This window comes from Pseudomonas sp. SAR267, from assembly GCF_052077595.1.
GTDB lineage: Bacteria > Pseudomonadota > Gammaproteobacteria > Pseudomonadales > Pseudomonadaceae > Aquipseudomonas > Aquipseudomonas vlassakiae.
Genome location: NZ_JBQIHU010000001.1, coordinates 1,250,554 through 1,268,161, shown reverse-complemented (window position 1 = coordinate 1,268,161; position 17,608 = coordinate 1,250,554). Strand labels below are relative to the sequence as shown.

The following is a 17,608-nucleotide window of genomic DNA, read 5'->3' as shown; positions in this document are numbered from 1 at the left end:
GGACTGCCAGTGAGCGGCTTGTTTATTACCCTTGAAGGCCCCGAAGGCGCGGGCAAGAGCACCAATCGCGATTACCTGGCTGCACGGCTGCGCGAGCAGGGCCTGGACGTGGTGTTGACCCGCGAGCCTGGCGGTACGCCGATGGCTGAAAAAGTCCGCGAGCTGTTGCTGGCGCCGAGTGACGAAGTAATGGCCGCAGACACCGAGCTGCTGCTGGTTTTCGCTGCCCGTGCACAGCACCTGGCCGAAGTGATTCGCCCGGCGCTTGCCCGTGGTGCGGTGGTGCTTTGTGATCGCTTTACCGATGCCACCTACGCCTACCAGGGCGGTGGCCGCGGCCTGTCGGTTGAGCGTATCGCTGCGCTGGAGCAATTCGTCCAGGGGGATCTGCGCCCGGATCTGACCCTGGTCTTCGACCTGCCGGTGGAAGTCGGCTTGGCCCGCGCCGCCGCGCGCGGTCGCCTGGACCGTTTCGAGCAGGAAGGCCAGGCCTTCTTCGAAGCTGTGCGCCAAGCCTATCTGCAACGCGCCCACGGCGCGCCGCAGCGCTACACCCTGCTCGACGCCGCTAAGCCACTGGAGGCCGTGCAGCGCGCCATCGATGCGCTGCTGCCGGGTATCGTGGAGCGTTGCCGTGGTTGAGGCCTACCCTTGGCAACAGGCGCTGTGGCAGCAACTGGCCGGGCGTGCCCGGCACGCCCACGCTTACCTGCTGCATGGGCCGCAGGGCATTGGCAAGCGCGCCCTGGCCGAGCGGCTGATGGCGCGCCTGCTGTGCCAGCAGCCGCAGGCACTGGATGCCTGCGGGCAGTGCAAGTCGTGCCTGTTGCTCAAGGCCGGTAGCCACCCGGATAACTTCGTGCTGGAGCCGGAGGAGGCCGACAAGCCGATCAAGGTCGATCAGGTGCGCGAACTGGTGTCGTTCGTCGTGCAGACGGCGCAGCTGGGCGGGCGTAAAGTGGTGCTGATCGAGCCGGTCGAGGCGATGAACGTCAACGCTTCCAACGCCTTGCTCAAGAGCCTGGAGGAGCCTTCGGGCGCTACCGTGCTGCTGCTGGTCAGTCATCAGCCCAGCCGCCTGTTGCCGACGATCAAGAGCCGCTGCCAGCAAGTCGTCTGCCCACAGCCCAGCCTGGCGCAGAGCCAGGCCTGGCTGGCCACGGCGTTGCCCGACAGCGACGAGGCCGAGCGCGAAGAGCTGTTGACCCTCGCCGCCGGTTCGCCGCTGATGGCGGTCAGCCTGCAAGCGCAAGGTGTACGTGAGCAACGGGCCTTGGTGACTGACGGGGTGAAGAAGCTGCTCAAGCAGCAGCAATCGCCCAGTCAGCTGGCCGAGGCCTGGAGCAATGTGCCGTTGCTGTTGCTGTTCGACTGGTTCTGCGACTGGTCGCACTTGATCCTGCGCTACCAGTTGACCCAGGATGAAGCGGGGTTGGGCTTGGCCGACATGCGCAAGGTGGTGCAGTACCTCGCGCAGAAGGCCCGTCAGGGTAAGGTGCTGGAGGTCCAGGCATGGATCCTCGAACAGCGCCAGAAGGTGCTCGGCAAAGCCAACCTCAATCGTGTACTGCTGCTGGAAGCGCTGCTGGGCCACTGGCTGCAGCTGCCCGGTTCCCGCTGACTTTCCATCTTTTCATGTGTGCCGCCTCCCATGCTCGTAGATTCCCATTGCCATCTCGACCGTCTTGACCTGAGCGCCCATCAGGGCTCCCTCGATGCTGCCCTGCAGGCAGCGCGCGAGCGTGGGGTCGGGCATTTTCTGTGCATTGGCGTCAGCGCCGAAAATGCCGGGGCGGTGAAGGCGCTGAGCGAGCAGTACGCCGATGTCGACTGCTCGGTGGGCGTGCACCCGCTGGACCTTGCGCCGGGCGAGACGCCGGCACTGGAGTGGCTGCTGCGCGAGTTGGCGCACCCGCATGTGGTGGCGATTGGCGAAACCGGCCTGGACTACCACTACGAGCCGGAAGCCGCCGAGTTGCAGCAGGCGTCGTTCCGCCTGCACCTGGAAGCCTCGCGGCAGACCGGCAAACCGGTAATCGTGCATACCCGTGCGGCGCGGGCCGATACCCTGGCGCTGTTGCGTGAAGCGAACCTGCCGCAGGCGGGCGTGTTGCACTGCTTCACTGAAGACTGGGACATGGCCAAGGCGGCGCTGGACCTGGGTTACTACATCTCGTTGTCCGGTATTGTCACCTTCCGCAATGCCGATGCCCTGCGCGAGGTGGCGCGGCAGGTGCCGGTCGACCGTCTGCTGGTGGAAACCGACTCGCCGTACCTGGCGCCGATCCCGTATCGCGGCAAGCCGAACCTGCCGCAGTATGTACGGGAGGTGGCGGAGTATGTGGCATCGTTGCGTGGGGTCAGCTACCAGCAGCTGGCGGAGCAGACCACGGGCAATTTCAAGCGCCTGTTCCCGCTGGCACGAGTGGCCTGAGTCCAGACCAATCGCTTTTGCTTTTGCTTTTGCTTTTGCTTTTGCTTTTGCTTTTGCTTTTGCTTTTGCTTTTGCTTTTTGCTTTTTGCTTTTTGCTTTTGCTTTTGCTTCTAAGCGCGCGGTAGATCAGGCGACGCAGAGTGCGACTTCAGGAGGCCGAACGCAGGCGTCTGGAGGGCCAGGGTGCGCAGCACCCCTTCGGCGTAGCCGAAGGCGCGAGATGTAGACTTGCGCAGCAAGTCGTAGGCCGCGCGGGCCCGGAGGGCGCCGGAGTGAGGGGACCCCGGAGCGCAGCGCAGGGGCCGGATGATGGGAGCGGGGGTTTTTGCCTACTTTTTGCCCAGTCAAAAAGTAGGTCGCCGTAAAGGCGAAAAGCTGATTCAGCGCCACCATGGCGAATGAATGTAGACCTGATTTGTAAGCCCACTTCCAAAGCCAAAAGCCAAATCCAAAAGCCAAAAGCCAAAAGCCAAAAGCCAAAAGCCAAAAGCCAAAAGCCAAAAGCCAAAAGCCAAAAGCCAAAAGCCAAAAGCCAAAAGCCAAAAGCCAAAAGCCAAAAGCCAAAAGCCAAAAGCACGAGCGCGATGGTTTTGATTTTTTCGCATACATTCATTTGTGATGGCGACGCACAGTCACCTTTCCGCCCTTACGGCGGGTCACTTTTTGTCAAACGCGACAAAAAGTAACCAAAAAACGCTGGCTCCCATCATCCGGCCCCTGCGCTTCGCTCCGGGGTCCCCTCGCTCCGGCGTCTTCCGGGCCCGCGCGGCCTACGACTTGCTGCGCAAGTCTACATCTCGCGCCTTCGGCTACGCCGAAGGGGTGCTGCGCACCCTGGCCCTCCAGACGCCTGCGCTCGGCCTCCTGAAGTCGCATTTCGCGTTGTCTGAACTATCGCGCGCTTAGAAGCAAAATCAAAAGCCAGAGCCAGAGCCAGAGCCAGAGCCAGAGCCAGAGCCAGAGCCAGAGCCGGAGCCGGGCGGCTGGTGCCGGGCAAAAAAAACCCGGGTTCTGGGGGGGGAATCCGGGTTAAGACCATTAGGAGTAAAACAAAGGTACGCGGTCCCTGAGCACCTTTATCGGCGCGCCACTTGGGGGGGATGCGCCGCGCCAACACTTCAAGTATTAGTCAGCTTTGGCGCAGTGCCAGTGCTTCTCTGTTCGTTTTTTAAACAGATTTGGAATACGTCCGCTGTCCCTTCCTCCCTCAGCGCATGGCCAAGCGCCGTATTTGCTGGACAGCTTCGTCGATCAGATGCTCACTGGTATAGAAATGTGGCGAAAACCGTATACCTGGCCCTCTCAGTGCGCAGATCGTCTGCTCCGCCATCAGGCTCCGATAGACAGCCGTGCTGTCCTGCCCCGCAAGGCTGAAAGTGACTATGCCCGCCCGTTTTTCCGGGGATACCGGGCTATGCAGGCGTACGCCGGGAATACTGGCCAGGCCCTGAAGCAATTGCTCGACCCGCAGTTGCAAGTGCCGGCCAACCTCTGCCATGCCTATCTCCTCCAGCAATGACAAGCTGGCCTCCAGGGCGCACGCCCCCAGCATGTTCGGGCTGCCGCATTCAAAACGCCTTGCGCTGCGTGCCGGTTGCCACTCGCGACGGTCGAAATCGCCCAGCTGTTCGAGCATATGCCAGCCATAAGCGTGCAGCTTCAACTGCGGGCGCAGTGCCGCCCGGCAATAGAACAACCCCATGCCCTCAGGGCCCAGCATCCACTTGTGGCCGTCGGCCATGGCGAAGTCGCACTGAGCGTGCTGCACGTCGAAAGGCAGGGCGCCGATCTGCTGGATGGCATCGACGCAGAACAGGACATGACGTGCTTGACACCCCTCGCCAAGGCGGGGCAGGTCCAGGCGCAGGCCGCTGGCGAACTGCACGGCACTCACTGCCAGCAGGCGTGTACGCGGGCCGCAGGCCGCGAGCAGTGCCGCTTCAGGGTCAGGCCCGGCGAGGCTCACCTTGGTTACCTCGACGCCATGCTCGCCCAAGGCTTCCCAGACGACCCGGTTGGAAGGAAATTCCTCGTCGCTGATCACCACTTGGTCACCGGCTTGCCAGTCGAGGCCGAACGCGACCAGCGAAAGCGCCTCTGACGTGTTTTTCACCAACGCGATGTCTGCCTGGGACGGGGCGTTGACCAGGCGTGCCAGCCTTTCCCGCAGCCTGCGTTCGGTGGCCAGCCATGCCGGGTAGTCGCTTGCACCCAGGCGCACGTTGACCTGAGCAAAGCGTGCCACCGCCTCGCTGGCCCGGCGTGGCCAGGGCGCGATGGCCGCGTGGTTCAGGTAACGCAGCCCCGGCGCCTGGGCAAACTCATCGAGAAACATAGACATGGTTGGATGATCCGTGCAATTTGCTGCAAGTTAGGCATAATAAACCGCTTCAATGTCATCCAGTCCTTCCTATGCAGAAAGAACCTCGTAAGGTCCGTGAGTTTCGCCGTCGCGAACAGGAAATCCTCGATACAGCCTTGAAGCTGTTCCTCGAACAGGGTGAAGACAGCGTCACTGTCGAGATGATCGCCGACGCCGTGGGGATCGGCAAAGGCACGATCTACAAGCACTTCAAGTCCAAGGCGGAGATCTACCTGCGCCTGATGCTCGACTATGAGCGCGACCTGAACGCGCTGTTGCACTCGGCCGATGTCGATCGCGACAAGGAGGCGCTGTCGCGCGCCTACTTCGAGTTCCGCATGCGCGACCCGCAGCGCTACCGGCTGTTCGATCGCCTGGAGGAGAAGGTGGTCAAGGGCAACCAGGTACCGGAAATGGTCGAGCAGTTGCACAGCATCCGCGCTTCCAACTTCGACCGCCTGACCCAGCTGATCAAGGGCCGCATCAGCGAAGGCAAGCTTGAAGACGTGCCGCCGTACTTCCACTACTGCGCCGCCTGGGCGTTGGTACATGGCGCCGTGGCGCTGTACCACTCGCCGTTCTGGAGCAACGTGCTGGAGGATCAGGAAGGCTTCTTCCAGTTCCTCATGGATATCGGCGTGCGCATGGGCAACAAGCGCAAGCGTGATCCGGAAGCCACTCACTAAAGGCACTTGTCGTCAGCGGGTGAGCCCGGGGTGTAAAGGGGACTTGCAAAAACTTGAACCATGAGTCAAGTTTTGCCAGCCCCGATTCATCCATGCCGGAGTCATCCATGATCGTCGATCGTCAAGGCAGGCGTTTTCGCAACCTGCGCGTCAGCCTGACGGCTGCCTGTAATTACGCCTGCAGCTACTGTGTGCCAGACGGCAAGCGCCTGGTGGCAGCCCAGGATGAACTGTCCGCGGATGCCCTGGCGCGGGGCGTGGCTTACCTTATCGAAGCTGCTGGTATCGAGCGCTTGCGCATTACCGGTGGCGAGCCATTGGTCAGCCCTCGACTGGATGCCTTTCTGGCGGCGGTAGCCAAGCTCGACCTTGACGACATCACGCTGACCACCAATGGGCAACTGCTCACCCGCAAGCTGCCACGACTGCAGGCGGCCGGTATTCGCCGCTTGAACGTGTCCCTCGATACCCTCGATCCCCACGCGTTCCGCCGCATCGCCCGTGGCGGTGACCTGGCCAGCGTGTTGGCAGGCATGGATCAGGCCAGCGCCATGGGCATGCGGATCAAGGTCAACATGGTACCGATGCGTGGGCAGAACCTCGATCAGGTGCTGCCGATGCTCGATTACTGCATGGCGCGAGGGTTCGAGCTGCGTTTCATCGAGCTGATGCGCATGGGGCACCTGGCCCGGGACAACAATGCCTTCCTGCAGCAGTTTGTCGGGCTCGATGCCTTGCTCGATGTGATCGGCGGCCGGTATGGCTACCAACAGGTCGACGCACCGCTGGATGCCACGGCGCTGCGCTACCAGATCCCGGGGCATGGCCATTTCGGCGTCATCGCCAATGAAAGCGTGCCGTTCTGCCGCACCTGCTCGCGGCTGCGCCTGTCCTCTACCGGCTGGCTGCACGGCTGCCTGTCCTCCGGCAATCGTCACTTTATCGGCGACCTGTTGGAGAAACCCCGTCATCAGGCGCTCCCTGGCTTGCAGCGGCTGCTGGTAAAAGCCCTGGCAGACAAGCAGGAACTGGCGTTTTCAGGGGGGGTAATGGTGATGAAGGTGATTGGCGGCTGAAGCTGGCGCAAAAGCTGCATCCGCCGGCTATTCGCCGGTTTTTCGTCACCGGTCACTGGAGGAAAGATGCGTAGCCTGGTCTTGCTGCTGACGCTGATGGCGTTGGGCGGTTGCATGAATGTCAGCGATATGGGCGAGGGCGTCCGTTACCACATGAGCGATGCCGGCTTGCTGGACCACAGCGATACCCGTCGTACCCTGTCGATTCGCCTGCAGCCTGATTCGTTCATCTTCATTGGCCAAGGCGCATTCATGCCGCCAGGCAAGGGCCCGCTGCCGAAGCAGAATGCCGTGGCCGATGAGGCCTTCAAGAGCTTCGTCGAGTACTTCCCGCTGGTGCGTCGCGCCCAAGGCCCGCTGGGGCTTGAGGAAGCGATTGCCCAGGCCCGCTCGGTGGGCGCCGACTACGTGTTGTATACCCGCTTCGCTCGCACCGATGACCGCATCGGTAATGGTGACGAGTGGTATGACGAGCAGGCGGTCGACCGCCTGGGTTGGGATACCGGGGTGGTGCAGATGATGCTGATCGAGACCAATACCCGCTACTTGATCGACACCGCACGGATCAAGAGCCGCGGCGGTTTGTTGACGTTCCACGACCAGTCGCCACAGGATTTGCTTGGCGCACCGATGCGCGAGTACGCTCGTAGCCTTCTGGGCATGAGCGAGTGAGGGCAGGGCGATGACGGATTCCGGCAAGGCCAACGATCTGTTGGCGCAAGTTCCCAAGCACAAGGGGCTGCCGCCGGTGCATCTGTGGAACCCGGATTTCTGCGGCGATATCGACATGCGTATTGCCCGCGATGGGACCTGGTACTACCTGGGTACGCCCATCGGGCGGAAACCTATGGTTCGCCTGTTCTCGACAATCATACGCCGCGATGGCGATGACTATTTCCTGATCACCCCGGTGGAGAAGGTCGGCATCCGCGTCGATGATGCGCCATTCGTGGCCGTGATGCTTGAGGTGGTGGGCAGTGGTGAGGCGCAGGTGCTGCGCTTTACCAGCAATGTCGAGGATCAGGCCGAAGCGGGGCCGCAGAACCCGTTGCGGATCGAGGTCGATCCCGATACTCAGGAGCCGTCGCCCTATGTGCTGATGCGCAGCAATCTCGAGGCGTTGATCCATCGCAATGTGTTCTACCAACTGGTCGACCTGGCGGTGCCACGGGTAATCGATGGCGAGGAGTGGCTCGGGGTGTGGAGCCATGGCGTGTTCTATCCGATCGGGCGCAATTGCTGAGAGCGTTCCGGCTGGCCCCCTGCTTTCCTTCTGATTGGCCGTTTGCACCCCGTGCCGCCGGGCCTAACCTGCAGGCAATCGCCAGTCAGGAGAAAGCCCATGAAATCTGCCAACTTTTCGTTTGCCTTGCTTATTGCCGCTGGATTGCTGGGTGGCCAGGCCACAGCCTGGGCCCACGGCGACGCCGCAGAACAAGTAAAAGTCCTTCAGCGACAACAGCCCTCGAATGCCCCAGGCAAGAGCGCCGTCATGCTCACGGTCAGCTATGCCCCCGGGCAAGCTTCACCTGCCCACCAGCATCCGGGGGCGGTAATGGCCTATGTGCTGGAAGGGGCGGTGATATCGAAGCTCAACGACGAACAGGAAAAGACCTACAAAGCCGGTGAATACTGGTACGAAGCGCCCGGCACCGAGCACAGCGTTTCGCGAAACGCCAGCAAGACCCGGCCTGCCAAATTGCTCGTATGGAGTCTGGTGGATGAAGGCAAGCCGGTGACTGAGCCGGTCAGGAAGTGATGTGTGGGCCCTGAGGTGCCTGGCTGGAGATCTTAGGCGCCTGAGAAATCGAGCGCCGCAACTCTTTCGCCATGCAACGAAAAAGCCCCCGATGCTTGCGCATACGGGGGCTTTCTCAGTGTTTGGCTCCGCGACCTGGACTCGAACCAGGGACCCAATGATTAACAGTCATTTGCTCTACCGACTGAGCTATCGCGGAATCTGCGCGTATCTTACCGATTGCCAGGAGGAAGTCAAGCGACCTCCTGACAAATCAATCAGTTACAGAACTTCAACGATGGCCTTGGTGACCACGTGAATGTTGCTCTGGTTCAGCGCGGCGACGGCGATGCGACCGGTGTCCAGCGCGTAGATGCCGAAGTCGTTCTTCAGACGGGCAACCTGCTCAACGGTCAGGCCCGAGTAGGAGAACATGCCCACCTGGCGGCCGACGAAGCTGAAGTCTCGCTTGGCGCCGTATTCGGCCAACAGCGCGACCATCTGCTTGCGCATGCCGTGGATGCGTTCGCGCATCTCGCCAAGCTCCGCTTCCCACATCTGGCGCAGCTCGGCGCTGTTGAGCACGGTGGCGACGATGGTCGCGCCGTGGGTCGGCGGGTTGGAGTAGGTGGTGCGAATCACACGCTTGACCTGCGAGAGGACGCGGGTGCTTTCGTCTTTCGAGGCGGTGACGATCGACAGCGCGCCGACGCGCTCGCCGTACAGCGAGAACGACTTGGAGAACGAGCTGGAAACAAAGAACTCCATGCCCGACTCGGCGAACAGGCGCACGGCAAAGGCGTCTTCGCCGATGCCATCACCGAAGCCCTGGTAGGCCATGTCGAGGAATGGCACGTGGCCCTTGGCCTTGACCACTTCCAGAACATTCTTCCAGTCGTCCAGGGTCAGGTCGACGCCAGTCGGGTTGTGGCAGCAGGCGTGCAGCACGACGATCGAACCGGACGGCAGGGCGTTGAGGTCTTCGAGCATGCCGGCGCGGTTGACGTCGTTGCTCGGCGCGTCGTAGTAACGGTAGTTCTGCACCGGGAAACCCGCGCTTTCGAACAGCGCACGGTGGTTTTCCCAGCTCGGGTCGCTGATGGCAACCACGGCATTCGGCGAAACACGCTTGAGGAAGTCGGCGCCGATCTTCAGAGCGCCAGTGCCGCCCACGGCCTGCACTGTAACCACGCGGCCAGCGGCCAGCAGTGGCGATTCGGCACCGAACAGCAGTTTCTGTACGGCCTGGTCGTAGGTGGCTATACCATCGATCGGCAGGTAGCCGCGCGAGGCGTGCTGGGCTGCACGCTGGGTTTCGGCTTCGATCACGGCGCGCAGCAGCGGAATGCGGCCTTCCTCATTGCAGTACACGCCTACGCCCAGGTTGACCTTGTCGGTACGTGGGTCGGCGTTGAATGCTTCGTTGAGGCCCAGGATAGGGTCGCGGGGTGCCAGCTCGACAGCGGAAAACAGGCTCATTGTTACTTCGGCTCTGATTGGAGAGTGATAGGGCGTACACGCTCCAGCCGAATGCACTGAAGCGGTGCACAAACGGGGAGTCAGTATAGTGATACCGACCGGTCACTGCGACAGTCGGGCGCAGGTTTTCCGGCGATTTGCGCAAATATTTTTCGACCATTGGTCGAAATGCCCGGTCCACCGTAATGCGCACGCACAGCTTGGCCTTGATTCCGCCCCCTGGCGCGCGCATTTGGGTATAGACTACTGGCTAAATTTACAGTTGCTGCGTTACCGCGAGGTCCGTCATGTCCGAGTTCCAGCTCGTCACCCGTTTCCAGCCGGCCGGCGACCAGCCCGAGGCCATCCGCCAGATGGTCGAGGGTATCGACGCAGGCCTGGCGCACCAGACCCTGCTAGGGGTAACCGGCTCGGGCAAGACCTTCAGCATCGCCAATGTCATCCAGCAGGTGCAGCGGCCAACCCTGGTGCTGGCGCCGAACAAGACTCTGGCGGCGCAGTTGTATGGCGAGTTCAAGGCGTTCTTCCCGAACAACGCGGTGGAGTACTTCGTCTCCTACTACGACTACTACCAGCCAGAGGCCTACGTGCCGTCGTCGGACACCTTCATCGAGAAGGATGCCTCGATCAACGACCACATTGAACAGATGCGCCTGTCGGCGACCAAGGCGCTGCTGGAACGGCGCGATGCGATCATCGTCACCACCGTGTCGTGCATCTACGGCCTCGGCAGCCCCGAGACTTACCTGAAGATGGTCCTGCACGTCGACCGGGGCGACAAGCTCGACCAGCGCGCCCTGTTGCGCCGGCTGGCCGACCTGCAATACACCCGCAACGAGATGGACTTCGCCCGTGCCACCTTCCGGGTGCGTGGCGACGTGATCGACATCTTCCCGGCCGAATCCGACCTCGAGGCCATCCGCATCGAGCTGTTCGATGACGAGGTCGAGAATATCGCTGCCTTCGACCCGCTGACCGGCGAGGTATTCCGCAAGCTGCCACGCTTCACCTTCTACCCCAAGAGCCACTACGTGACCCCGCGGGAAACCCTGCTGGAGGCGGTGGAGGGCATCAAGGAAGAGCTGCAGGAGCGGCTCGAGTACCTGCACAAGGCCAACAAGCTGGTCGAAGCCCAGCGCCTGGAGCAACGCACCCGTTTCGACCTGGAGATGATCCTCGAACTGGGTTACTGCAACGGCATCGAGAACTACTCGCGCTACCTGTCCGGGCGCCCGGCCGGCGCGCCGCCGCCCACGCTCTACGATTACCTGCCCGCCGATGCCCTGCTGGTGATCGACGAGTCCCACGTCAGCGTTCCGCAGGTTGGCGCCATGTACAAGGGTGACCGCTCGCGCAAGGAAACCCTGGTCGAATACGGCTTCCGCCTGCCGTCGGCACTGGACAACCGGCCGATGCGCTTTGACGAGTGGGAGGCTGTCAGCCCGCAGACCATCTTCGTGTCTGCCACCCCAGGCCCCTATGAAGCCGAGCATGCCGGCCGGGTGGTGGAGCAGGTAGTGCGTCCGACCGGCCTGGTCGACCCACAAGTAGAAGTGCGCCCGGCGCTGACCCAGGTCGACGACCTGCTGTCGGAGATCCGCAAGCGCGTCGCCCAGGGCGACCGGGTGCTGGCGACCACGCTGACCAAGCGCATGGCCGAAGACCTGACCGACTACCTGGCCGACCACGATGTGCGGGTACGCTACCTGCACTCGGACATCGACACGGTGGAGCGCGTAGAAATCATCCGTGACCTGCGCCTGGGCACCTTCGATGTGTTGGTAGGCATCAACCTGCTGCGCGAGGGCCTGGACATGCCTGAGGTGTCGCTGGTGGCAATTCTGGATGCCGACAAGGAAGGCTTCCTGCGTTCCGAGCGCTCGCTGATCCAGACCATTGGCCGTGCCGCACGTAACCTCAATGGCCGGGCGATCCTGTATGCCGACAGCATCACAGGCTCCATGCAGCGCGCCATCGATGAGACGGAGCGGCGCCGCGAGAAGCAGATCGCGTTCAACCAGGCCAACGGTATCGTGCCCAAGGGGGTGGTCAAGGACATCACCGACATCATGGAAGGCGCCACCGTGCCCGGCGCGCGCAGCAAGAAGCGCAAGGGCATGGCCAAGGCGGCGGAGGAGAGCGCCCGGTACGAGGCCGAGCTGCGAACGCCGGGCGAGATCACCAAGCGTATCAAGCAGCTGGAAGAGAAGATGATGCAGCTTGCCCGCGACCTGGAATTCGAGGCTGCTGCGCAACTGCGTGACGAGATTACCCAACTGCGCGAGCGGCTGATTACCAGCTGAAGCCCTTTGCGGCCCCTGTGGGAGCGGCCTTGTGTCGCGAAAGGGCTGCAAAGCAGCCCCAGGATGTCGGCTTCAATGCATCAATCGCCGGGGCTGCCTTGCAGCCCTTTCGCGACACAAGGCCGCTCCCACAGGGGCGCGATAGTCAGTGGGCTTCACCAGCCTTCAACCCCTCCGGCAGCTTCCGGGTCAACAACACCGCCACCATGCTCACCGCCAGCCCGATGCCGACAAAGTGGAAGGCATCGTTGTAGGCCATGATCAGTGCCTGCTGGTGGGTGATTTCGCTCAGCTTGCCCAACGCCGCATTGTCATTGCCCAGTCGCTCCGCCAATTGCGCCAGCCGCTCCGCCACCTGCGGGTTGCTCGGCACCACGGACTCCCTCAGGTAATCGAAATACACCTTGGTCCGCGCATCCAGCAAGGTTGCCAGCAAGGCGATGCCGATCGCGCCGCCCAGGTTGCGCAGAATGTTGAACAGGCTCGACGCAGACCCGGCATCCTGCGGCTGGATATACGCCGTGGCGATCAGCGAAATGGTCACCATGATCATCGGCTGGCCAAGGGCGCGGATGATCTGGATATGGTTGAACTGCGGCCCGGCGAAGTCCGGGTTCAACACTCCCGAGCCGAAGCTGGCGACCCCGAACAGGCAGAAACCGAGGGCGCACAGCAGCTTGGGCGACACCACCTTCATCAGTTGCGGCACCAGCGGAATCAGAAACAGCTGCGGAATGCCCATCCACATGATCACTTCGCCGATCTGCAGGGCGTTGTAGCCCTGGATCTGTGCCAGGTACAACGGCAGCAGGTAGATCGAACCATAAAGCCCAACGCCCATGCCCAGGCTGGCAATGCTCGACAAGCCGAAATTGCGGTTGCCGAGGATGCGCAGGTTGATCAAGGGCTGCGATTTGGACAGCTGCAGGATGACGAAGGTGGTCAGGCTGATCGCGGCGACAGTCGCCAAGCCGACGATCAGGTTCGACTCCAGCCAGTCTTTACGATGGCCCTCCTCAAGGAAGACCTGCAGGCAGCCCAGGCCCACGCCGAGGGTGACTATGCCGGCATAGTCGGTGCTTTTCAGCAGTTCCCAGTGCGCTTCTTTCTTCTCCAGGCCATAGAGCAGGCCGGCGATCATCACCAGCCCGGGCGGGATGTTGATATAGAAGATGTATTCCCAGCCCCAGTTTTCGGTCAGCCAGCCGCCAAGGGTCGGGCCGATCGACGGGGCGAAGGTGGCAGTCATGGCGAACATGGCCATGCCTTTGGCACGGTGATGCTCGGGCAATTTGATCAGGGTCAGGGTGAATGCCAGCGGGATCAGCGCGCCGCCGGTGAAGCCCTGCAGGGCACGGAACAGGATCATGCTTTCGAGGTTCCAGGCCATCGAGCAGAGCAATGAGGACACCAGGAAACCGCCAGACACCCACACCGCCAGGCGCCTCGCCGAGAGCAGCTGAACCAGCCAGGCGGTCAGCGGAATCATGATGATTTCCGCCACCAGGTAGGAAGTGGATATCCATGAGCCTTCCTCCAAGGTCGCCGAAAGCGCGCCCTGGATGTCCTTGAGCGAGGAGTTGGTGATCTGGATGTCCAGCACGGCCATGAAGGCCCCCAGCATCACGCTCATCACCGCGATCCAGTCGCGCCGGGTCGGCTCCGCAGTCGGGCGGAGCAGTTGATCACCGGCCATCGTGGCCTTCGTCTTCGTGACGCAGGTCGACGGTGGCGGTGACCGACATGCCGGGGCGAATGCGCCCATGCAGCGGGTTGTCGGCGGCGAACGTCAGCTTCACCGGGATGCGCTGCACCACCTTGGTGAAGTTGCCGGTGGCATTATCTGGCGGCAGCAGGCTGAACTGCGCGCCGGACGCGGCGAACAGGCTATCGACGCGGCCTTCGATCGGGGTGTCGGGGTAGCTGTCGAACAGCAATTCGGCGCGCTGGCCGGGTTGCATCTTGCCGATCTGGGTCTCCTTGAAGTTGGCCTGCACCCAGATGTTCTCATCGGGCACGATCGACAACAGGTAGGCGCCGGCCTGTACGACCTGGCCACTGCGGGCATTGCGCTGGCCGATGGTGCCGCTGAGTGGCGCGCGAATCTCACAGCGGGTCAGGTTCAGTTCCGCCTGGGCCAGGTCGGCGCGGGCATTGGCGATCTGCGCGTCGAGGCGTTTGAGGTCGGCGGTCAAGGCGTTGACCTGCTGGCGCTGGCTTTGCAGGTCGGCACGCGCTTTGTCGACCTGGGAACCGGCCACATGGCTCTCTGCCGACAGGGTGGTCACCCGCTCTTCGGAGACGAAGCCGGGCTTGCGCAGCTTTTCGGCGCGGCTCAGGTCCAGGCGCGCGCGGTCGAACGTGGCCTGGTTGGCGGCGACCTGCGCCTGCCCTGCGGCGATCTGGCTGCCTTGCTGAGTCAGCCGACTCTGGGCCTGGGCATATTCGGCCTCACGGGTGGCGAGGGCGGCGCGGGCACGTTCCACGGCCAGCTCGAAGTCGGCGGCCTCCAAGCGCACCAGCAGGTCGCCCTTGTTCACGTGCTGATTGTCGTCGACCCGGACCTCGTCGATACGTGCGCCGAGCTGGCTGGAGATACGGGTGATTTCACCCTGCACGTAGGCATTGTCGGTGCTCTCGAAGAAGCGGCCCTTGAAATACCACTCGGCCAGGAAGGCGAGGGCGATGAGGGCCACCAAGGTGAAGAAGATCGCCAGGCGGCGTTTGAGTTGGGCAGGCATGGGGACTATCGTTCCAGAAATGTAAATGAATTTAACAGCGGCACATGGCCAGCCGACAAGTGACGTTCGCGCCATTGCTGGAGCCCAGTGCCTGCTCCCTGCTAACATCCCGCCTTTGTTTCATCTTTCGTTCGAGACTCTCATGACCACCGTTCGCACGCGTATCGCGCCATCGCCCACTGGCGACCCCCATGTCGGCACCGCCTACATCGCCCTGTTCAACTACTGCTTTGCCAAGCAGCACGGCGGTGAGTTCATCCTGCGTATCGAAGACACCGACCAGCTGCGCTCCACGCGCGAGTCTGAGCAGCAGATCTTCGACGCCCTGCGCTGGCTCGGCATCGAATGGAACGAAGGCCCGGATGTCGGTGGCCCGCACGGTCCGTACCGGCAAAGCGAGCGTGGCGAGATCTACGCCAGGTACGCCAAGGAGCTGGTCGATGCCGGCCACGCCTTCTACTGCTTCTGCACCGCCGAAGAGCTGGAGCAGATGCGTGCCGAACAGATGGCCCGTGGTGAAACCCCGCGTTACGACGGCCGTGCCCTGCTGCTGAGCGCCGAAGAAGTGCAGCGTCGTCTGGCCGCCGGCGAGCCGCATGTGATCCGCATGAAGGTGCCGAGCGAAGGTATCTGCGTGGTACCGGACATGCTCCGTGGCGACGTCGAAATTCCCTGGGACCGCATGGATATGCAGGTGCTGATGAAGAATGACGGCCTGCCGACCTACTTCCTGGCCAACGTGGTCGATGACCACCTGATGGGCATCACCCATGTCCTGCGCGGCGAAGAGTGGCTGCCGTCGGCACCGAAGCTGATCAAGCTGTATGAGTATTTCGGTTGGGAGCAGCCGAAGCTTTGCTACATGCCGCTGCTGCGCAACCCGGACAAGTCCAAGTTGTCCAAGCGCAAGAACCCGACATCGGTGACCTTCTACGAGCGCATGGGCTTCATGCCCGAGGCCATGCTCAACTACCTGGGCCGCATGGGCTGGTCGATGCCGGACGAGCGCGAGAAGTTCTCCCTGGCCGAGATGGTCGAGCACTTCGACCTGTCGCGTATCTCCCTGGGTGGCCCGATCTTCGACATCGAGAAGCTGTCTTGGCTCAATGGCCAGTGGCTGCGCGAGCTGCCGGTAGAAGAATTCGCCGCACGTGTGCAGAAGTGGGCATTCAACAGCGACTACATGATGAAAATCGCCCCGCATGTGCAGGGCCGGGTCGAGACATTCAGCCAGATCGCCCCGCTGGGTGGTTTCTTCTTCGAGGGCGCGCTCAAGCTCGATGCCAAGCTGTTCGAAAGCAAGAGGCTGTCCGCCGACCAGGTGCGCCAGGTGATGCAGCTGATCCTGTGGAAACTGGAAAGCCTGCGCCAGTGGGAGAAAGAGCGCATCACCGGCTGCATCCAGGCCGTGGTCGAAGCGCTTGAGCTGAAGCTGCGTGACGCCATGCCGCTGATGTTCGCCGCCATTACCGGCCAGGCCAGCTCGGTGTCGGTGCTCGATGCCATGGAAATCCTTGGCCCCGACCTGACCCGCTACCGTCTGCGCCAGGCCCTGGACCTGCTCGGTGGTGTGTCGAAGAAAGAAAACAAGGAATGGGAAAAGCTGCTGGCCAACATCGCCTGATAGCCTTTCACCGGCCTGTAGGAGCGGCGTTGTGTCGCGAAAGGACCGCAACGCGGTTCCACGATTTCAGCTTCAAGGCAAACATCGCCGGGGCCGCGTTGCGGCCCTTTCGCGACACAAGGCCGCTCCCACAAGTTGATCCCAGGGCCCTTGATGTTCAGGTTTGGGCGGGCAGGGCGGTAAGTGATTGTTATCTGTGAAAAAAATTTTGAATATTTTCAAAATTTAGTTTGACAGCCCTGCGATCCGATCTTAATATGCGCCCCGTCCACAGCGATGAACGAAAACGAAACGCCAGGCACCCAGCCAGCGCTTCTGTTCAGAGCGACATTGTGGGGCTATAGCTCAGCTGGGAGAGCGCCTGCATGGCATGCAGGAGGTCAGCGGTTCGATCCCGCTTAGCTCCACCAAATTCCGCTTGGCAGCCATGGCTGTCGAGCAAGATCGGGTCCAGCAACCAGGTCTTGAAGGTAAGAAGGTTCGTCCCCTTCGTCTAGTGGCCTAGGACACCGCCCTTTCACGGCGGTAACAGGGGTTCGAGTCCCCTAGGGGACGCCAGTTTTGCACAAGCGATGTTTCACGATGTCGCTGGGCCGAGAGGCTAGAAATCCGGGGCTATAGCTCAGCTGGGAGAGCGCCTGCATGGCATGCAGGAGGTCAGCGGTTCGATCCCGCTTAGCTCCACCAATTCTGCCAGGGTTCGATGCGTCGAATCTTCGCGAAGGTTACGTCCCCTTCGTCTAGTGGCCTAGGACACCGCCCTTTCACGGCGGTAACAGGGGTTCGAGTCCCCTAGGGGACGCCACTTTTACCCGCGTTTTGCGGGACTTAAAAAGGCTCGTTCGCATATTGAATGAGTCTTTTGTTTCGGGGCTATAGCTCAGCTGGGAGAGCGCCTGCATGGCATGCAGGAGGTCAGCGGTTCGATCCCGCTTAGCTCCACCAATTCTGCCAGGGTTCGATGCGTCGAATCTTCGCGAAGGTTACGTCCCCTTCGTCTAGTGGCCTAGGACACCGCCCTTTCACGGCGGTAACAGGGGTTCGAGTCCCCTAGGGGACGCCATTTTTTACCCGAGTTTTGCGGGACTTTTAAGGCTCATTCGATTATTGAATGGGCCTTTTGTTTTTTTCCCGCCGAAAAAAAGCTGCTGCCGACAAGCGGTGG

The 17,608-nt window shown here is 61.9% G+C and carries 15 protein-coding genes and 7 tRNA genes; 16 read left to right on the top strand and 6 right to left on the bottom strand.

Translation table 11 applies throughout. From position 1 onward, the window contains the following. Positions 1 to 9 precede the first annotated feature (9 nt). The 3 genes from tmk to ACTORR_RS06240 are packed head-to-tail and all read left to right on the top strand — an operon-like array spanning position 10 to position 2,434. Positions 10 to 642 (top strand): dTMP kinase, encoded by a 633-nt coding sequence (gene tmk, locus ACTORR_RS06250; RefSeq protein WP_313365851.1) that lies wholly within the window; start codon positions 10 to 12, stop codon positions 640 to 642. Next, entirely contained in the window at positions 635 to 1,621 is a 987-nt protein-coding gene (locus ACTORR_RS06245; RefSeq protein WP_313365850.1) for a DNA polymerase III subunit delta', read from the top strand. The genes tmk and ACTORR_RS06245 overlap by 8 nt, the downstream gene beginning before the upstream one ends. 30 nt (positions 1,622 to 1,651) lie before the next feature. After that, the gene (locus ACTORR_RS06240) at positions 1,652 to 2,434 is read left to right on the top strand and encodes a TatD family hydrolase (protein ID WP_054883757.1); all 783 of its coding nucleotides are present in this window, start codon (positions 1,652 to 1,654) and stop codon (positions 2,432 to 2,434) included. Between the two features lie 380 nt (positions 2,435 to 2,814). Here the strand turns inward: ACTORR_RS06240 and ACTORR_RS06235 are convergent, their stop codons facing one another. Further along, positions 2,815 to 3,039: a hypothetical protein gene (locus tag ACTORR_RS06235; protein ID WP_441343586.1), complete on the bottom strand. Its 225-nt coding sequence runs from the start codon at positions 3,037 to 3,039 to the stop codon at positions 2,815 to 2,817. Positions 3,040 to 3,641: 602 nt separating this feature from the next. Then, a complete protein-coding gene (locus ACTORR_RS06230) occupies positions 3,642 to 4,775 on the bottom strand; it encodes an aminotransferase class V-fold PLP-dependent enzyme (protein WP_313365279.1) in 1,134 nt (377 codons plus the stop codon). A gap of 71 nt (positions 4,776 to 4,846) precedes the next feature. On the opposite strand from ACTORR_RS06230, the gene ACTORR_RS06225 reads away from it, so the two are divergent. From ACTORR_RS06225 to ACTORR_RS06205, 5 genes are all read left to right on the top strand, one after another. Beyond that, positions 4,847 to 5,482, top strand: coding sequence for a TetR/AcrR family transcriptional regulator (locus tag ACTORR_RS06225; RefSeq protein ID WP_054883760.1), 636 nt, complete (start codon positions 4,847 to 4,849; stop codon positions 5,480 to 5,482). A gap of 107 nt (positions 5,483 to 5,589) precedes the next feature. After that, the gene (locus ACTORR_RS06220) at positions 5,590 to 6,558 is read left to right on the top strand and encodes a GTP 3',8-cyclase MoaA (protein ID WP_313365277.1); all 969 of its coding nucleotides are present in this window, start codon (positions 5,590 to 5,592) and stop codon (positions 6,556 to 6,558) included. A gap of 66 nt (positions 6,559 to 6,624) precedes the next feature. Further along, positions 6,625 to 7,230, top strand: a complete 606-nt coding sequence (locus tag ACTORR_RS06215) for a DUF4823 domain-containing protein (protein ID WP_054883762.1) — start codon at positions 6,625 to 6,627, stop codon at positions 7,228 to 7,230. A 10-nt stretch (positions 7,231 to 7,240) separates the two neighbouring features. Beyond that, complete coding sequence (locus ACTORR_RS06210) at positions 7,241 to 7,801, top strand: DUF1285 domain-containing protein (RefSeq protein WP_262109889.1); 561 nt, start codon at positions 7,241 to 7,243, stop codon at positions 7,799 to 7,801. A gap of 99 nt (positions 7,802 to 7,900) precedes the next feature. After that, positions 7,901 to 8,317 carry a cupin domain-containing protein gene (locus ACTORR_RS06205; protein WP_099814832.1) on the top strand — a complete coding sequence of 139 codons (417 nt, stop codon included), beginning with the start codon at positions 7,901 to 7,903 and terminating at the stop codon, positions 8,315 to 8,317. A 123-nt stretch (positions 8,318 to 8,440) separates the two neighbouring features. On the opposite strand, the gene ACTORR_RS06200 is transcribed toward ACTORR_RS06205, so the two are convergent. Together ACTORR_RS06200 and ACTORR_RS06195 are read right to left on the bottom strand one after the other, a co-directional pair. Further along, positions 8,441 to 8,516: transfer RNA gene (locus ACTORR_RS06200), tRNA-Asn, on the bottom strand. A gap of 62 nt (positions 8,517 to 8,578) precedes the next feature. Further along, positions 8,579 to 9,775, bottom strand: coding sequence for an amino acid aminotransferase (locus ACTORR_RS06195; RefSeq protein WP_054883765.1), 1,197 nt, complete (start codon positions 9,773 to 9,775; stop codon positions 8,579 to 8,581). Positions 9,776 to 10,062: 287 nt separating this feature from the next. Here ACTORR_RS06195 and uvrB point away from each other — a divergent pair, with 287 nt between their 5' ends. Then, the gene (gene uvrB, locus ACTORR_RS06190) at positions 10,063 to 12,078 is read left to right on the top strand and encodes an excinuclease ABC subunit UvrB (RefSeq protein ID WP_313365276.1); all 2,016 of its coding nucleotides are present in this window, start codon (positions 10,063 to 10,065) and stop codon (positions 12,076 to 12,078) included. A 145-nt stretch (positions 12,079 to 12,223) separates the two neighbouring features. On the opposite strand, the gene ACTORR_RS06185 is transcribed toward uvrB, so the two are convergent. Both ACTORR_RS06185 and ACTORR_RS06180 read right to left on the bottom strand, forming a co-directional pair. Continuing rightward, a complete protein-coding gene (locus tag ACTORR_RS06185; protein ID WP_262109916.1) occupies positions 12,224 to 13,714 on the bottom strand; it encodes an MDR family MFS transporter in 1,491 nt (496 codons plus the stop codon). Between the two features lie 49 nt (positions 13,715 to 13,763). Beyond that, positions 13,764 to 14,819 (bottom strand): HlyD family secretion protein, encoded by a 1,056-nt coding sequence (locus ACTORR_RS06180; protein WP_054885732.1) that lies wholly within the window; start codon positions 14,817 to 14,819, stop codon positions 13,764 to 13,766. Positions 14,820 to 14,961: 142 nt separating this feature from the next. Between ACTORR_RS06180 and gltX the strand changes: the two genes are divergently transcribed. The 7 genes from gltX to ACTORR_RS06145 all read left to right on the top strand — a co-directional run bounded on the left by gltX (position 14,962) and on the right by ACTORR_RS06145 (position 17,506). Then, positions 14,962 to 16,443, top strand: a complete 1,482-nt coding sequence (gene gltX, locus ACTORR_RS06175) for a glutamate--tRNA ligase (RefSeq protein ID WP_313365275.1) — start codon at positions 14,962 to 14,964, stop codon at positions 16,441 to 16,443. A gap of 334 nt (positions 16,444 to 16,777) precedes the next feature. After that, positions 16,778 to 16,853, top strand: a tRNA-Ala gene (locus ACTORR_RS06170). Between the two features lie 72 nt (positions 16,854 to 16,925). Then, positions 16,926 to 17,001: transfer RNA gene (locus tag ACTORR_RS06165), tRNA-Glu, on the top strand. Positions 17,002 to 17,054: 53 nt separating this feature from the next. Next, positions 17,055 to 17,130 (top strand) — tRNA-Ala (locus tag ACTORR_RS06160). A gap of 42 nt (positions 17,131 to 17,172) precedes the next feature. Further along, positions 17,173 to 17,248: transfer RNA gene (locus ACTORR_RS06155), tRNA-Glu, on the top strand. A gap of 64 nt (positions 17,249 to 17,312) precedes the next feature. Continuing rightward, positions 17,313 to 17,388, top strand: a tRNA-Ala gene (locus ACTORR_RS06150). A gap of 42 nt (positions 17,389 to 17,430) precedes the next feature. Beyond that, positions 17,431 to 17,506, top strand: a tRNA-Glu gene (locus tag ACTORR_RS06145). The last annotated feature ends 102 nt before the right edge of the window (positions 17,507 to 17,608 follow it).

What these genes read in the sequence shown, in the direction of transcription:
- ACTORR_RS06240 (WP_054883757.1), top strand. Translation starts at nt 1,652, where the DNA reads ATGCTCGTAGATTCCCATTGCCATCTCGACCGTCTTGACCTGAGCGCC.
- ACTORR_RS06210 (WP_262109889.1), top strand. Translation starts at nt 7,241, where the DNA reads ATGACGGATTCCGGCAAGGCCAACGATCTGTTGGCGCAAGTTCCCAAG.
- ACTORR_RS06220 (WP_313365277.1), top strand. Translation starts at nt 5,590, where the DNA reads ATGATCGTCGATCGTCAAGGCAGGCGTTTTCGCAACCTGCGCGTCAGC.
- ACTORR_RS06180 (WP_054885732.1), bottom strand. Translation starts at nt 14,819, where the DNA reads ATGCCTGCCCAACTCAAACGCCGCCTGGCGATCTTCTTCACCTTGGTG.
- ACTORR_RS06225 (WP_054883760.1), top strand. Translation starts at nt 4,847, where the DNA reads ATGCAGAAAGAACCTCGTAAGGTCCGTGAGTTTCGCCGTCGCGAACAG.
- ACTORR_RS06195 (WP_054883765.1), bottom strand. Translation starts at nt 9,775, where the DNA reads ATGAGCCTGTTTTCCGCTGTCGAGCTGGCACCCCGCGACCCTATCCTG.
- gltX (WP_313365275.1), top strand. Translation starts at nt 14,962, where the DNA reads ATGACCACCGTTCGCACGCGTATCGCGCCATCGCCCACTGGCGACCCC.
- ACTORR_RS06205 (WP_099814832.1), top strand. Translation starts at nt 7,901, where the DNA reads ATGAAATCTGCCAACTTTTCGTTTGCCTTGCTTATTGCCGCTGGATTG.
- uvrB (WP_313365276.1), top strand. Translation starts at nt 10,063, where the DNA reads ATGTCCGAGTTCCAGCTCGTCACCCGTTTCCAGCCGGCCGGCGACCAG.
- ACTORR_RS06235 (WP_441343586.1), bottom strand. Translation starts at nt 3,039, where the DNA reads ATGCGAAAAAATCAAAACCATCGCGCTCGTGCTTTTGGCTTTTGGCTT.
- ACTORR_RS06215 (WP_054883762.1), top strand. Translation starts at nt 6,625, where the DNA reads ATGCGTAGCCTGGTCTTGCTGCTGACGCTGATGGCGTTGGGCGGTTGC.
- ACTORR_RS06230 (WP_313365279.1), bottom strand. Translation starts at nt 4,775, where the DNA reads ATGTCTATGTTTCTCGATGAGTTTGCCCAGGCGCCGGGGCTGCGTTAC.